Genomic DNA, 14,357 nt, shown 5'->3' on the forward strand with positions numbered 1-14,357 from the left:
AAGCGGAACCGAGAGGTCGGAAAGCCGACCTTCGGTTCGGCCATCCATCGATCAGCTGTGTGCCAGCACCGCGAGCAGCAGCAGGGCGATGATGTTGGTGATCTTGATCGCCGGGTTCACCGCCGGACCGGCGGTGTCCTTGTAGGGGTCGCCCACCGTGTCGCCGGTCACCGCCGCCTTGTGGGCCTCGGAGCCCTTGCCGCCGTGGTGGCCGTCCTCGATGTACTTCTTGGCGTTGTCCCAGGCGCCGCCGCCCGACGTCATCGAGATCGCCACGTAGAGTCCGGTGAGGATCACGCCGAGCAGGCTCGCCCCAACCGTGGCGAAGGCCTGGCTCTTTCCGGCGATCAGCTGGATCACGAAGAACAGCACAACCGGCGACAGCACCGGCAGGAGCGAGGGGACGATCATCTCCTTGATCGCCGCGCGGGTCAGCATGTCCACCGCCCGTCCGTAATCCGGCCGGTCGGTGCCCTGCATGATCCCGGGCTTCTCCCGGAACTGGCGCCGGACCTCCTCCACCACCGCGCCCGCCGCGCGCCCGACCGCCGTCATGGCGATGCCGGCGAACAGGAACGGGATCAGGCCGCCGAGCAGCAGGCCGACCACGACGTAGGGGTTGGACAGGGAGAAATCGACGCTGACGCCCTGGAAGAAGCGGTACTGTGTCGGGCTCGCATTGGCGATGAAGTAGTTCAGGTCCGACGTGTAGGCGGCGAACAGAACCAGCGCGCCGAGGCCCGCCGAGCCGATGGCGTAGCCCTTGGTCACCGCCTTGGTGGTGTTGCCGACCGCGTCGAGGGCGTCCGTGGACTTGCGCACCTCCGCGGGCAGGCCCGCCATCTCGGCGATGCCGCCGGCATTGTCGGTGACCGGCCCGAAGGCGTCGAGCGCCACGATGAAGCCCGCCAGTGCCAGCATGGCGGTGACCGCGATGGCGATGCCGAACAGGCCGGCGAGCGCGTAGGTGCTGATGATGCCGGCCACGATCACGATGGCCGGCAGCGCGGTCGATTCCAGCGAGATCGCCAGCCCCTGGATCACGTTGGTGCCGTGGCCGGTCACCGACGCGTCGGCGATCGACTTCACCGGGCGGAAGTTGGTGCCCGTGTAGTACTCGGTGATCACCACGATCAGCGCCGTGATGGCGAGCCCGATCACCGCGCATCCGAACAGGCCGCCCGACGTGAAGGTGACGCCCGTGGAGGTGGTGAAGGTCGTCGAGAAGCCCCCGAGCAGGGTCATGTTGACCGCCGCGATCGCCCCGATCGACAGAACGCCCGCGGCGATCAGGCCCTTGTAGAGGGCGCCCATGATCGACTGGTTGGCCCCGAGCCGCACCGCGTAGGTGCCGGCGATGGAGGTGAGGATGCAGGCCGAGCCGATGGCCAGCGGGTACAGCATCATCGGCTCGAGGACGTCGCGGCCGCTTCCCGTGGGACCGGAGAAGAAGATCGCGGCCAGCACCATCGTGGCGACGACCGTCACCGCGTAGGTCTCGAACAGGTCGGCCGCCATGCCGGCGCAGTCGCCGACATTGTCGCCGACATTGTCGGCGATGGTGGCGGGGTTGCGCGGATCGTCCTCCGGGATGCCGGCCTCGACCTTGCCGACGAGGTCGCCGCCGACATCGGCGCCCTTGGTGAAGATGCCGCCGCCCAGCCGGGCGAAGATCGAGATCAGCGAGGCGCCGAAGCCCAGGGCGACGAGCGCGTCGATCACCTCGCGGCTCGACGGGTCGAGATGGGCGCCGCGGGTGAGGAACAGGTAGTAGAGGGCGACGCCAAGGAGCGCGAGGCCCGCCACCAGCATGCCGGTCACCGCCCCCGACTTGAAGGCGACGTCGAGGCCGCCGCCCAGCGAGGTGGAGGCGGCCTGGGCCGTGCGGACATTGGCCCGGACCGAGACGTTCATGCCGATGAAGCCCGCCGCCCCCGACAGCACGGCGCCGATCAGGAAGCCGACCGCGACCTTGATCCCGAGGAAGACGGCGAGGAGGACGAACAGGACGACGCCGACGAGGCCGATCGTCGTGTATTGCCGCCGGAGATAGGCCTGCGCGCCCTCGGCGATGGCGGCGGCGATCTCCTGCATGCGCTGCGTGCCGGCATCGCGCCGCATCACGTCGAGGATCGTGACGATGCCGTAGGCGACGGCGCAGAGCCCGCCCACGATGATCAGAAGCAAGGGAATCATTCGACCGTCCTTGTCATTATCGTGCCTGGCGTGGGCTTGTGATTGTCGAGCTTGACCGCCGGACGACGGCCATGGGACGCGGTGCTCGGATTCGGGGCTTTCCTTCCCAGAACAATACCTTGATTGCCAAACTTCGCCGGTGAGCGCAAACGCCGCGCGGGAGAATACGCTCAGGCCTCGGATCTCATGCGCCCGCGCGCGCGGTCCTCGCAGGCCCACGATTTCGCATTATTTTGCATTGCCCGGCGGCATGGGGGCGATGGCAACCGGGCGTCGCCGCAGCCGCGGGCTGAGCCGGCGGTCGATTAACGTTCTTTTAACCCTCCGGTATTCTATTTTTAGTTGTACTCTGACGGGGCTCGCGATGAGCAGTGACCACGCCGCCAAGCTGGCGGCCACGCTTGAGGTGTTGCGCGGTGCAGTCGGCTTCCTGATCGCCGAACGGGTCGCGGCGCAACCGGTGGCGATCCAGGATGACCTGATCTCCGCGCTGCAGGACGCCCTCTCCCGGACGCCCGGCATGGGCCGGGATCCGGTGAGCCCTTGGATTCCGGTCGTCGCGGCGGACATGATCGACGAGGTCCGTCGTCAGATCGGGCATCCGGCCGGAGCCGCGGCCAGCCTCGGCGTCGCACGATCCGGGCCGGCTCAGATCTCAGAAGTGGCTGAAGGACCCAGCCGCGAATACGCGCTCGGCGCCATCGCGCATTTCGAAGCGCGGCGGGCCGTCGCCTGATGTGACGGTGCCGATGGCCGAGACGGTAAGACCGGCGGCGGCCGCCTCGGCCTGGAAGGCCGCGACATTCTCCGGCGCAACGGTACAGAGGATCTCGTAATCGTCGCCACCGGTCAGGACCGCGTCGATCAGCGCGGGCTCGGCCGCGCAGGCGCGCCGGGCGGCATCCGAGAGCGGCAGGGCGGCGGCCGCGACCCGGGCGCCGCGACCCGCGCCCAGCATCTTGGCGAGATCGCCCGCGAGGCCGTCGGACACGTCCATGGCCGCCGAGGCGTAGCGGCGGACCGCCGGCGCCGCGGCGAGCCGCGGGCGCGGATGCAGGTAGCGGTCGGCGAGTTCGGCCTGGAGCGCCGGGTCCAGCCCGGCGACCCAGGGCGCCGCGGGCTCCAGGCGGAGCCGCAGGCCGAGGGCGGCGTCGCCGATCGTGCCGGTGACGCAGATCCGGTCGCCGACCCGCGCGGTGGTGCGGCGGACGATGGCGCCGGTCGGCACCTCGCCGAACAGGCTCACCGAGATCAGCGCCGGGCCACCGGAGCGTACCGTGTCGCCGCCGAGGAGCGGACAGCCGGCCTCCGCCGCCGCCGCGCCGAGCCCCGCCGCGAAGCCGTCGAGCCAAGCCTCCGTCCAGTCATCGGGGAGCGCCAGGGTGAGCAGGAAGCCGCGCGGGACCGCGCCCTTGGCGGCGATGTCGGAGAGGTTCACGCCGAGGGCCTTCCGGGCGATCGAAGCCGGCGGATCCTCCGCGAAGTAGTGGATCCCCGCCACCACGGCATCCGTGGTGAGGACGAGGTCGTGGCCCGGCGTGGGCGTCAGCGTGGCGGCGTCGTCCCGCAGCCCGTGGGCGCCCGGCCCCGCGAGGGGGGCGAAGTAGCGGGCGATCAGCCCCTCCTCGGAAGCACGGGCCGACCCGGCCAAGGCTCAGGCCTTCCCGGCGGGCGGCTTTCCGGCGGATGGCTTTCCGGAGGACGGTTTGCCGACGGACGATTTACCGGGAAGCGGCTTCGACGAGCCCGGCTTGCCGGACGCCTTCTGAGCCCCGACCTCCCCCGGCCGGACCTCCCGGGCGAGCCGGTCGAGCACGGCATTGACGAGGCCGGGCTCGTCGGCCGTGTAGAAGCTGTGGGCCACGTCGACATATTCCGAGATCGCCGCGGCCGCCGGCACGTCGCGGCGGAACATCAGCTCGTAGGCGCCCGCCCGCAGGATCGCCCGGAGCACGATCTCGATGCGCCGCAGCGGCCAGCCCTGGGCGAGGGCCTGATCGAGCTTCGGGTCGATGGCCCGCTGCTCCTCGACCGTGCCGCGCAGGAGGTCGCGGAAGAAGGCGGTCTCGGCCGGGGGATGGACGATCCCGTCGACCTCCTGGCCGATCCAGAAGGCCTCGAACTCGGCGAGCGCGTCGAGGACGCCCTTGCCGGAGATGTCCATCTCGTAGAGCGCCTGCACCACGGCGAGGCGGGCGCCGCTGCGCAGGCTGATCTTGGCGGGCTTGCCGGCGGGCTCGGCGCCCGTCTCCGGCTGGGTGTCGGTGGTCCCGGTCATGGGGGTATCCGTCATCGGGTGCGCGCGGCTTCGGCGGCGCGCTTCAAAGCGAGCACGCCGAGGGCAGCCTCGGCGGCACCGCCGCCCTTGTTCATCTCGGCGACCCGGGCACGGGCGAGGGCCTGCGCCTCGGTCTCGACCGTGAGGATGCCGTTGCCGAGGGGCACGCGGCGCTGCACCGACAGGTCCATGAGCGCGCGGGCGCTCTCGCCGGCGACGATGTCGTAGTGGCCGGTCTCGCCACGGATGACGCAGCCCAGCGCCACCACCGCGTCGTAGGGCTCGGCGTCGAGCAGGATCGCCACGGCGGCGGGGATCTCCAGGGCGCCCGGAACGGTCACCACGATCGCCTGCGCGGAGGCGGCCGCGATGGCCGCGCGGGCCCCGGCGAGGAGTTCGTCGGCGATCGCGTCGTAGTAGCGCGCCTCGACAACGAGGATCCGGGCGCCGGCGAGGGCCGGGTCGGTGGGCTTGGGCGCCGAGTCGGCGCGGGTATGGGCGACCATGGCTCTCGTCCGGCCGGGTTTTCGGGAATGGGCGGGCGGCACGTCGGGCGCCCGCACGGGGAGGACGGTTAGACCGAAGCGGCCGGCGCCACAAGCGGTGCGGGATCTTGGCTCAGGCCTGACCGCGCGAGCGGCGCCGAAGCCGGCCCCACCAGCGGCGGCAGCGGAGGCGCCGCGGGCCCGCCCGCCGGCAGGGCCGTGCGCGCGACGTTCATCGTCATGGCGAGGAGCGCGTAGTAGCCGTTGATGCCGGTGAGGTCGATCGCCCCCTGCTCGCCGAAGCGCGCCACCAGGGCCGCGTAGGTCGCGTCGCTCACCGCGCGGTTGCGCATCAGCTCGGTCGAGAACGCGTAGGCCAGCGCCTCGTCGGCGCTCATCGTGTCGGGGCGGCGTCCTTCGGCGAGCGCCTGCGCGGTGTCGGGGGCGACCCCGGCCTTCAGGGCGATGGGGTGGTGGATGGCCCACTCCACCGGCTGGCTCCATTCTCGCGCGACCACCAGGATCGCGAACTCGCTGACCCGGAGCGGCAGGACGCTGCCGTAGCGCAGGTACTGGCCCATCCGGCTCGCGCACAGCATCAGCTCGGGGCTGCGCAGGAGCGGCACGAACGGCCCGAAGACCGGGACGCCGCGCTCGGCCTGGAACGCGGCCGCGGCCGCGGCCTGCGCCGGGGACAGGCTGTCGGCCGGGATCTCCGGCATGCGCTCCGCGCTGGTCTGCCCGCTGGCCATGCGTTTCTCTCCCCTGCCTCGACCCCGACCCGCGGGGCGCTCTGGATTTCCGGCCCCCGTGCGCCTAGACCATTGAGGCTCACCGGCACGCACCGCGCCCGACCGGGCCGCGACCCCTGAACGCCAGCGAGGCTTACGGCTTTGGCCCTCCCCGTCAACGAACGCCGGCGCATCATGCTGCTCACGGGCGCGAGCCGGGGCATCGGTCACGCCACCGTCAAGCGCTTCTCGGCCGCGGGCTGGCGGGTGATCACCTGCTCGCGCCACGCCTTCCCGGAGAACTGCCCCTGGGAGATGGGGCCCGAGGACCACCTGCAGGTCGACCTCTCCGACGCGCAGGACACGGCCCGCGCCGTCGAGGAGGTGCGGGGCCGGCTCGCCGCCGAGGGCGGGGTTCTGCACGCGCTGGTCAACAATGCCGGCATCTCGCCGAAGGGGCCGGAGGGCGAGCGCCTCGGCGCCCTGGCCACCGAGTTCGACACGTGGCAGCGGGTGTTCCAGGTCAACCTGTTCGCCACGATCCTGCTGGCCCGGGGCCTGCGCGAGGAACTCGCCCGGGCCAAGGGCTCGGTCGTCAACGTGACCTCGATTGCCGGCTCGCGCGTCCATCCCTTCGCGGGGGCGGCCTACGGCACCTCCAAGGCGGCGCTCGCCGGCCTGACCCGCGAGATGGCCGCCGATTTCGGGCCGCTCGGCGTGCGGGTGAACGCGATCTCGCCGGGCGAGATCGACACGTCGATCCTGTCGCCCGGCACCGAGAAGCTCGTCGAGCAGATCCCGCAGCGCCGGCTGGGCACGCCGGACGAGGTCGCCAAGGCGATCTACTTCCTGTGCACCGAGGCCTCGTCCTACGTGAACGGCGCCGAACTCCACATCAACGGCGGCCAGCACGTTTGACCAGATCGGGCGCTTCCTCTGGCGCATCCTCGGGCACGACGGCCGCGCGCCGGCACCCGGCACCGGGCCGCGGGCTGCGCGCCGTCGTCCTGGGCCTCATCGTGGGCGTCGCGCCCGTCGCGGGGGCGCGGGCCGAGCCCGGGATCCGGATCCTCGACCTGCCCTTCAAGGTGCGGGCGCTGCGCGGCTCGCGCAGCGAGGCCGCGGTCTCGGTGGCGACCTCCGGGCTCCTGCCGATCACAGGCGCCAAGACCGGTCCGCAGACCGGCGGCCAACAGGCCGGCGACGAGGAGAGCGCGCCGATCGCCGTGGTCTGGGGCGACGAGGGCGGCGCCGTGCTCGCCCTCGCCGAGGGCCGCGTCACCGTGCGGCCGATCGGCAAGGAGGCCGTCGAGGGGCTGACCGCCGCCGAGACGCCGCGCGGGGCCCTGCCGGGCTCGCGCCGGACGCTCTCGGGACCCCTGAGCGCCTATCTCACCGGGCGCACCCGCGCCCCCGACGGCGGCGCGGCCGCCGCGGTCCTGACGATCCGCGAGCGCCAGCCGATGGCGGTCAGCACCGATCCGAAGCCCGTGCCCGTGGCCACCGTGACGGTGCCGGCGGGGGGCGAGGCGGTGTTCGCGCCCCTGCGGCCGCGCCTGCTGCGCCTCGGGGGCCGGCCGGCGCTCCTGGCGGCGACGCTGTCGGGCGCGGATGCCGGAGGGCTCGCGCTGATCGACCGGCCCGCCGGCGATCCGGGCGCGGCCTGGGCCGTCACCGCCCGCACGCCCGCCCAGCCGGGGCCACCGCTGAAGATCGTCGGCATCGCCGATTTCTCCGGGTCCGGCGAAAGCCAGGCCGCGACGGTCAGCGCCAAGGGCAGGCTCCAGCTCTGGACGCTCCGTCCCGACCGGATCGAGGCGGCCGGCGAGGCCGAGGGCTACGCGGCGGGCGACGGCGATTCGGATCTCGCCGTCACCACCCCGGCCGGCGGCGGCCCCGAACTCGTCCTGCCGGTGGCGGGCCGCCCGGAGATCGCCTTCGTGGCAGCCAAGGGCGGCCTGCGCGAGCGGGCGCGCGTGGCCCTGCCGGTTCCCGCCGAGACCGGCATCGTCGTCCTCGGCGAGGGCGCCGCGGCGCGGCTGCTCGTCGGCCTCGCCGACGGCCGGGTGGCCGTCGTGGCACCCGATGGAGGCACGCCGTGAGTGCGGGCGCACCGGATTCCGACAGCCGCCTGTTCCCGGCGCGGCCCTTCGTGGGCGCGTCGATCGCGGTGATCCGCGGCGACCGCGTCCTTCTGGCGGCGCGGGCCAACGAGCCGATGCGCGGCGTCTGGACCCTGCCGGGCGGTCTCGTGGAAGCGGGGGAATCCCTGGCCGAGGCGGCCCTGCGCGAATTGTCCGAGGAGGTCGGCCTGCCCGCGGAGGTTGTCGGCGTGCTCGCGCCCACCGAGATCATTCTCCGGGACGAAGCCGGCCGCGCCCGACATCACTACGTCGTCCACCCGCACGCCGCCCTGTGGCGCGGCGGCGAACCCGTGGCCGGCCCCGAGGCGCTGGGGACCCGGTGGGCGACGCTCGCGGAGGTCGCGACCCTTCCGACCACCCCGGGACTGGTCGACACCCTGCGCGAGGCCTTCGCGCGCGTGGATGCGCATGTGGATGCACAGCCTGCGCGGACGGGCGGCGGGGAGGCGACGGCGTGAGGCGGCCGACGACGATCCTGTGCCTGCTGGCGCTCCTCACCGGCCTGGTCTCCGGGCCGGCCCTGGCCCAGCAGCGTTCCGGCCGAGGGGCCGCGCCCGCCAAGGAAACCGCCCGGGAAGCCGCGAAGGAGGCCCCCAAGGAGGCGAACGCCCCCGCGGACGTGCCCGCCCCCTACGACCGGGACCTGCTGCGCATGTCCGAGATCATCGGAGCCCTGGCCTTCCTGCGCAACCTCTGCGGAGCGCCGGATGCGTCCGACTGGCCGGCCCGCATGAAGGCCCTGATCGAGTCCGAGGGCGTGACCCCGGTCCGCCGCGACCGCCTGGCCGGCGCCTATAACCGCGGCTACCGCGGCTATGCGCTCACCTACCGGGTCTGCACGCCGGCGGCCCACGAGGCCGCCGCCCGGTACGTCGCCGAGGGCGACCGGCTGTCGCATGCCCTGGCCGGCCGTTTCGGAGGGTGATGCAGGCGCAACACACGCACCGGCGATGCCGGCGAAACATCGGATTTGAGCGCCCGTGTTAACCGATCCGAAATTCTCGGCTGGCCGAGCCGCCGGGACCCGCCTATCATCCATTGCGTCCGCCGGGCCCCGTGTCCGGCGCAATGGAAGTATCCGGCTATGCAGCACAGCTCTCACACCGCCCCCATCGAGGTCGATGTCGAGGAGAAACGCGTCGCGCTGAGTTACGTCTCGGAAGCGTTCGCGGAAGGCTGCCTCGATGGTCTCGACGGTGACTGCATGGCCCAGGCCGCCCTGTTCGCGGCGTTTCAGGAACTGGTGACCACGTACGGCGAGGAAGCCACCGCCCGGTACGCCGAAGGATTCCCGGAGCGCATCCGCGGGGGCGCCTTCACCACCACCCTGCAGCATTGAGCGTGTGAGCGCGGACGGTTGAGGCACGGGCGGTCAGCGACTACGTCCCGGGTCTGCGGTTCGGCGCGCCGGACCGCCCGCCGCCCGAGGAGCCGCCGCCCATGCCCGTTGCCCTGTTGCCGGACCGCGTCCTGGTCACCGTCGTGGGACCGGACGCCACGACGCTGCTCCAGGGCGTCCTGACCTGCAATGTCGAGACGCTCCAGCCCGGTGAGGCGCGCCTCGGCGCCCTGCTGACGCCGCAGGGCAAGATCCTGTTCGACTTCCTGGTCTCGCGGATTCCGGACGGCTTCCGGCTCGACGTGCAGGCCGACAAGGCTGCAGACCTCGCCAAGCGCCTGACGCTCTACCGTCTGCGCGCGCAGGCGACGATCGCCGCCGACCCGACCGTCGCGGTGGCGGCCGTCTGGGCCGGCGCCGTCCCGCCCGCGGCCGAGGCGGTAGCGGATTCCCGCGCGGCCGATCTCGGCGCCCGCCTCTACGCCGCCGCGGGCGCCTTCTCGGCGGACGCGACGGAGGCCGATTACCACGCGCACCGGATCGCCCTCGGCGTGCCCGAAGGCGGACGCGACTACGCCTTCGGCGACGCCTTCCCGCACGAGGCGCTGATGGACCAGCTCGGCGGCGTCGACTTCCGCAAGGGCTGCTATGTCGGCCAGGAGGTGGTCTCGCGGATGCAGCACCGGGGCACGGCCCGGACCCGCATCCTGGCCGCAGCCTATCCCGACACCGCGCCCCAGCCCGGCACCGAGATCACGGCGGGCGGCAAGGGGCTCGGCACCACGGGCAGCGCCGCCGGAACCCGCGGCCTCGCCCTGGTCCGCATCGACCGCCTGGGCGACGCGCTGGCGGCCGGCGAGACCCCGCGGGCGGGCGAACGCCCCGTGACGCTGGAGCGCCCGGCCTACGCGACCTTCGCGATGCCGGATGTTGCGACGAGCGCGGCAGGCTGAGGCCGGATCGCATTCCGCGGGCGCCGCATACTCCGGGACAGGGGCCCCGCGTTACCGATCGCAGCCCGATCCCCGGACGGGTGCGGCGACGCAGACCCCGATCCCGGGCATTCGCATCGGAGCACGATCAGCTTGCGCGTGGGGCGGCTTCCTGCGACCCCGGGGCGGCATGCCGGGATCGTTAGAGGTTCGCAGGAGCCGGCATCCTCCGGCCGGCATCCCAGGCCGGCCCGGGGTCGATCGGGAGCCGTCCCCGACCTTCTGCCCTGAAGCGGATGCTCGCCTCCGAGCCGCAGCGACGGCCAGATCGGTCGCATGGGCGGGGACATCGAGGAGGACGACCATGACCTTCCAGGACGAGATCGCAGCGTTCTTCGCCAGCTACGTCGAGGCGTTCGCGCGCCGCGACGCCGATGCGTTGAGCGAGCTGTGGGAGCCGGTCGGACTGTTCCCGTCTCCGACCGGCAACTTCGCGTTGCCGAGAGAGGCATTTCGCGACCATTGCGTGACGCTCATGGACTTCTATCGCAAGCAGGGGGTCGTCCAGCCCCTGGGCGAACTCCGGTCGGCGGTGGAACTCTTCCCGAACGTCGCCCAGGCTCGGATGACCTATCGGATGCGGGGCGAGGGAGACGCACTCGTCGCCGAGTGGGACCACGTCTACATTCTGCGCCGCTCCGACCGCTGGCGCGTATCGTTGACGATCGCTGACGGTGAAATGGCGGCATGGGCCGCACGAGGGGCGCAACTCTGATTTGCGAATGTCGGGCGCTCGACGCCACACAGGACGCCTGTTGCTCAGGCGCCTCGCGAGAAAGCGGAAGCGCTGACAATCTCGGAAGGGTCGCGAGCAGGCGCGACGGCGATGTCCATTCCGGTGCGTTTGCCGCACTGGAGCGAAGCCTCGCACATCCACCCCTCGCCGACATACGCGCCTTTGCACCCGCGGCCGTCGTCGACATCATTTCGGAGGTTGCCGCCATAACTGATCTGAGATGAGGTGCGCCCCTCGAAAGCTCGACATCGACGGGATTGCGACCACAAATGACTCAGAATCGGATCACCGTGGAAGTAACGGCTCCCGCACCCCTCGATGTCGCCTGGAAGGCCTATACATCGCCCGACCAGATCATGCAGTGGAACTTTGCCTCCGACGACTGGCATTGCCCAGCCGCAAGCGTCGATCTGAAGGAAGGTGGCAAGTTCACGTCCCGCATGGAGGCGAAGGACGGAAGCATGGGCTTCGATTTCGAGGGCACTTACACAAAGATTATTCCGAACACGCGAATCGAATATGCGTTTGGTGATCGCAATGCGGTGGTCGAGTTCACCCCATCGGGCGAGCGAACGCACGTAAAGATTGCGTTCGATCCCGACGAACAAGTCCCCATCGATCACCAGCGCGACGGCTGGGCGGCCATTCTTGGAAACTTCTGCCAGCATGTCGGGAGGCGTTGAAGCCCGCCCAACGAGAACGACGACCGAGACCGCTTTCCGGCCGGAGCGGGCGTTTCCCTCCCGCCCCGACAACGCCAGTCCTGTGCCTTCCCTCTCATCCCTCGAGCGGACAGCCTGCAAGCGTTGAGGAGCCCCCCCCAGACGACCAGGAGAGGATGCTCGAAATCGAAGAGGACGATCTGTCTCGCGAGCAGACACGCGCATTGCTGGCGCTTCATCGTGCAGGCCCGCACGCGTCCTCGCCGCCCGGCCACGTGTTCGCGTTCGATCTCTCAGACTTGCACTCACCGGGCGTGACCGGGTTGACGTCGCAGAAGGCGCGCGCCGGCCCTGCGACCGGATCAATCCCCCATGCGTGAAGCCGGAGCGGAGCGCGCCGCGACAGCCGCTGCGCGTTCCCCATTCCGACGATGGCGTTCCGCTCCTGTTCTCGTTAACGTGGCCGGATGTCCGAGACTGGCCTGATCGACCATTCCGACGGCTGCCCCCGCTGCTGGTGGGCCGGCCTCGACCCGCTCTATGTCGCCTATCACGACACCGAATGGGGCGTGCCCGAGTATGACGGCCGGGCCCTCTACGAGAAGCTGATCCTCGACGGCTTCCAGGCCGGCCTGTCCTGGATCACCATCCTGCGCCGCCGGGACGGGTTTCGCGACGCCTTCGCGGGTTTCGATCCGGAGCGGATCGCCCGCTTCACCGAGGACGATGTCGCGCGGCTGATGGCCGACACCCGCATCATTCGCAACCGCGCCAAGATCCAGGGCACCATCGCGGGCGCCCGGGCTTGGCTGCGGATCGAGGACCAGGGCCCCGGCTTCTCGCGCTTCCTCTGGGATTTCGTCGACGGCCGGCCGATCCAGGGCAAAGCCCGGACCCGTGCGGGGATCGCCACCGAGACGCCGGCCTCCCGGGCGATCGGGAAGGCCCTGAAGGCGGAAGGCTTCTCCTTCTGCGGGCCGACCATCGTGCACGCCTTCATGCAGGCGGTGGGCATGGTCAACGACCACCTCGTCGGCTGCCACCGGCACGGACCCTGCGCCGAACTGGGCCGGCCCCGATGAGCGAGCCGCCGCGCGCCTGGCAGCGCATGCTCTCCGGCCGGCGCCTCGACCTCCTCGATCCGGCGCCCGGGGACATCGAGATCGCCGACATCGCCCACGGCCTCGCCCGGGTCGCCCGCTGGAACGGCCAGACCCATGGGCCGCACGTCTTCTCGGTGGCCCAGCACAGCCTGCTGGTCGAGGCGGTGGGCCGCCATCTCGACGCCGCCTGTACCGATCCGGACGGGCTGGAACTCCTGCTGCACGACGCGCCGGAATATGTCGTGGGCGACATCATCTCGCCCCTGAAGGCCGCCCTCGGCGACGCCTATCGCGGCATCGAGCTGCGTCTGCTCGCCGCGGTGCGCCGCCGCTTCGGCCTGAACGCCCCGCTGCCGGCGCTCGCCCGTTTGGTGAAGCAGGCCGACCGGATCGCAGCCCATGTCGAGGCGGTGCGCCTCGCCGGTTTCGCCCGGGACGAGGCCGAACGCTATTTCGGCCCCGCCAGGGCGCTGCCCGAACCGGTGCTGGTCCTGGCCGAGCCGTGGCCGACCGCCGAGGCCGAGGCGCGGTTTCTCGCGCGATTCCACGCTCTGTGTCCGACCTGACGAATCTCCGCCCTCGATCCGTCACGATCGCAGGTCACTGGCGCCAGACCATGCCGACCCTCCACGTCTGTCCCCTCTCGCGTCTGCCCGAGACGGTCGCCGCCACCGATGCGAGCCACGTGCTCACGCTGATCAATGTCGGCACGCCGCTGGAGCGGCCGGCCGCGATTGCGGCGGAGAACCACGTCGTCATCGGGGTCAGCGACATCGCCGCGTCGCGCGACGGGCACGTTTTGCCGGCTGAAGAACATGTGGCCCGGGTGCTCGACTTCATTCGGGCCTGGCCACGGGAGAAGCCGCTCGTCATCCACTGCTATGCCGGGATCAGCCGGTCGACAGCCGCCGCCTATATCGCAGCCTGCGCGCTGGCGCCGGAGCGCGACGAGGCGGCGATCGCCGAGGCCCTGCGCGCAGCTTCGCCTTCGGCGACGCCCAACCCCCTGTTCGTGGCCATCGCCGACCGCATGCTCGGCCGCGACGGCCGCATGGTCGCGGCGATCGCGCGCATCGGTCGCGGCGCCGACGCCTTCGAGGGCACGCCGTTCAGCCTGGCGCTGGCGTGAGCCGAAGTGTGGCGCAAACGCCGCCGCGTGGCTCCAAAACGGTGCGGATCCGGCCAGCGGATTGGCCCCCTGGGTTGTGGGCACCGGGTTTCGCGCCGTACAACCACCCCCAAAGGAAGTATCTGGGATGAGTGCGAGCAGACCCGAGGGGGCCCCCGCCGCCGGCGACCTGCCCTTCGAGAAGGCGCTGGAACAGCTGGAGGAAATCGTTCGCCGGCTTGAGCGGGGCGACGTGCCCCTCGACGAATCGGTGGCGATCTATGAGCGCGGCGAGGTGCTGAAGAAGCATTGCGAGGCGCTGCTGAAGCGGGCCGAGGCCCGGATCCAGCGGATCACGCTGGGCTCCGATGGGCGGCCCGAGGGCGTTGCCCCACTCGACATGTCCTGAGGCTCGGCGGTCAAACCGATCCCATCCGTTAGAGGTTGATGCCGTGGCAATTACCCCCGAGCAGAGTGCGCTTCTCGATCGTGTCCCGAATCCTGCGGCGCTGCGGCGTCTTCCGGAATCGGATCTTCCGGCTGTTGCGGAGGCGGTGCGCGCCGAGATGATCGACGCGGTGTC

The 14,357-nt window shown here is 71.4% G+C and carries 19 protein-coding genes; 14 read left to right on the forward strand and 5 right to left on the reverse strand.

Going from position 1 to position 14,357, the window contains the following annotated elements; translation table 11 throughout:
- Window positions 1-51 precede the first annotated feature (51 nt).
- On the reverse strand, window positions 52-2,196 hold the full coding sequence (locus GGQ91_RS26780; protein WP_075380891.1) for a sodium-translocating pyrophosphatase: 2,145 nt from the start codon (window positions 2,194-2,196) through the stop codon (window positions 52-54).
- 259 nt (window positions 2,197-2,455) lie between these two features.
- Between GGQ91_RS26780 and GGQ91_RS26785 the strand changes: the two genes are divergently transcribed.
- Entirely contained in the window at window positions 2,456-2,932 is a 477-nt protein-coding gene (locus tag GGQ91_RS26785; protein ID WP_246410939.1) for a hypothetical protein, read from the forward strand.
- Here the strand turns inward: GGQ91_RS26785 and thiL are convergent.
- The 4 genes from thiL to GGQ91_RS26805 form a co-directional block, all read right to left on the reverse strand.
- Window positions 2,852-3,847 carry a thiamine-phosphate kinase gene (gene thiL, locus GGQ91_RS26790; RefSeq protein WP_043759247.1) on the reverse strand — a complete coding sequence of 332 codons (996 nt, stop codon included), beginning with the start codon at window positions 3,845-3,847 and terminating at the stop codon, window positions 2,852-2,854. The genes GGQ91_RS26785 and thiL overlap by 81 nt on opposite strands.
- 3 nt (window positions 3,848-3,850) lie before the next feature.
- Window positions 3,851-4,474, reverse strand: coding sequence for a transcription antitermination factor NusB (gene nusB, locus GGQ91_RS26795; protein ID WP_051976213.1), 624 nt, complete (start codon window positions 4,472-4,474; stop codon window positions 3,851-3,853).
- 11 nt (window positions 4,475-4,485) lie between these two features.
- Window positions 4,486-4,980 (reverse strand): 6,7-dimethyl-8-ribityllumazine synthase, encoded by a 495-nt coding sequence (ribH, locus tag GGQ91_RS26800; RefSeq protein ID WP_043348390.1) that lies wholly within the window; start codon window positions 4,978-4,980, stop codon window positions 4,486-4,488.
- A 68-nt stretch (window positions 4,981-5,048) separates the two neighbouring features.
- Window positions 5,049-5,711, reverse strand: coding sequence for a carboxymuconolactone decarboxylase family protein (locus GGQ91_RS26805; protein ID WP_246410941.1), 663 nt, complete (start codon window positions 5,709-5,711; stop codon window positions 5,049-5,051).
- A 174-nt stretch (window positions 5,712-5,885) separates the two neighbouring features.
- Here GGQ91_RS26805 and GGQ91_RS26810 point away from each other — a divergent pair, with 174 nt between their 5' ends.
- The 13 genes from GGQ91_RS26810 to GGQ91_RS26870 all read left to right on the forward strand — a co-directional run bounded on the left by GGQ91_RS26810 (window position 5,886) and on the right by GGQ91_RS26870 (window position 14,183).
- Window positions 5,886-6,608 (forward strand): SDR family NAD(P)-dependent oxidoreductase, encoded by a 723-nt coding sequence (locus GGQ91_RS26810; protein WP_043348395.1) that lies wholly within the window; start codon window positions 5,886-5,888, stop codon window positions 6,606-6,608.
- Window positions 6,605-7,792, forward strand: a complete 1,188-nt coding sequence (locus tag GGQ91_RS26815) for a hypothetical protein (RefSeq protein WP_182593215.1) — start codon at window positions 6,605-6,607, stop codon at window positions 7,790-7,792. The genes GGQ91_RS26810 and GGQ91_RS26815 overlap by 4 nt, the downstream gene beginning before the upstream one ends.
- Window positions 7,789-8,292, forward strand: coding sequence for an NUDIX domain-containing protein (locus tag GGQ91_RS26820; RefSeq protein ID WP_182593216.1), 504 nt, complete (start codon window positions 7,789-7,791; stop codon window positions 8,290-8,292). The genes GGQ91_RS26815 and GGQ91_RS26820 overlap by 4 nt, the downstream gene beginning before the upstream one ends.
- Window positions 8,289-8,759 (forward strand): TIGR02301 family protein, encoded by a 471-nt coding sequence (locus GGQ91_RS26825; protein WP_043348384.1) that lies wholly within the window; start codon window positions 8,289-8,291, stop codon window positions 8,757-8,759. The genes GGQ91_RS26820 and GGQ91_RS26825 overlap by 4 nt, the downstream gene beginning before the upstream one ends.
- Window positions 8,760-8,918: 159 nt before the next feature.
- Window positions 8,919-9,173: a hypothetical protein gene (locus GGQ91_RS26830; protein WP_012320917.1), complete on the forward strand. Its 255-nt coding sequence runs from the start codon at window positions 8,919-8,921 to the stop codon at window positions 9,171-9,173.
- A 101-nt stretch (window positions 9,174-9,274) separates the two neighbouring features.
- Complete coding sequence (ygfZ, locus tag GGQ91_RS26835) at window positions 9,275-10,126, forward strand: CAF17-like 4Fe-4S cluster assembly/insertion protein YgfZ (RefSeq protein WP_043386461.1); 852 nt, start codon at window positions 9,275-9,277, stop codon at window positions 10,124-10,126.
- Window positions 10,127-10,469: 343 nt separating this feature from the next.
- A complete protein-coding gene (locus tag GGQ91_RS26840; RefSeq protein ID WP_182593217.1) occupies window positions 10,470-10,880 on the forward strand; it encodes a DUF4440 domain-containing protein in 411 nt (136 codons plus the stop codon).
- Window positions 10,881-11,170: 290 nt separating this feature from the next.
- Window positions 11,171-11,584, forward strand: coding sequence for an SRPBCC family protein (locus GGQ91_RS26845; RefSeq protein ID WP_182593218.1), 414 nt, complete (start codon window positions 11,171-11,173; stop codon window positions 11,582-11,584).
- Between the two features lie 155 nt (window positions 11,585-11,739).
- Entirely contained in the window at window positions 11,740-11,943 is a 204-nt protein-coding gene (locus GGQ91_RS26850) for a hypothetical protein (RefSeq protein ID WP_182593219.1), read from the forward strand.
- Between the two features lie 87 nt (window positions 11,944-12,030).
- Window positions 12,031-12,645 (forward strand): DNA-3-methyladenine glycosylase I, encoded by a 615-nt coding sequence (locus GGQ91_RS26855; RefSeq protein ID WP_075380896.1) that lies wholly within the window; start codon window positions 12,031-12,033, stop codon window positions 12,643-12,645.
- Window positions 12,642-13,232: an HD domain-containing protein gene (locus GGQ91_RS26860; protein WP_246410943.1), complete on the forward strand. Its 591-nt coding sequence runs from the start codon at window positions 12,642-12,644 to the stop codon at window positions 13,230-13,232. The genes GGQ91_RS26855 and GGQ91_RS26860 overlap by 4 nt, the downstream gene beginning before the upstream one ends.
- Before the next feature lie 50 nt (window positions 13,233-13,282).
- Window positions 13,283-13,795, forward strand: coding sequence for a tyrosine phosphatase family protein (locus tag GGQ91_RS26865; RefSeq protein ID WP_043348372.1), 513 nt, complete (start codon window positions 13,283-13,285; stop codon window positions 13,793-13,795).
- 127 nt (window positions 13,796-13,922) lie between these two features.
- Window positions 13,923-14,183: an exodeoxyribonuclease VII small subunit gene (locus GGQ91_RS26870; RefSeq protein WP_043348369.1), complete on the forward strand. Its 261-nt coding sequence runs from the start codon at window positions 13,923-13,925 to the stop codon at window positions 14,181-14,183.
- The last annotated feature ends 174 nt before the right edge of the window (window positions 14,184-14,357 follow it).

Origin of the sequence: Methylobacterium fujisawaense (genome assembly GCF_014138435.1) — a bacterium.
Classification (GTDB): domain Bacteria; phylum Pseudomonadota; class Alphaproteobacteria; order Rhizobiales; family Beijerinckiaceae; genus Methylobacterium; species Methylobacterium fujisawaense.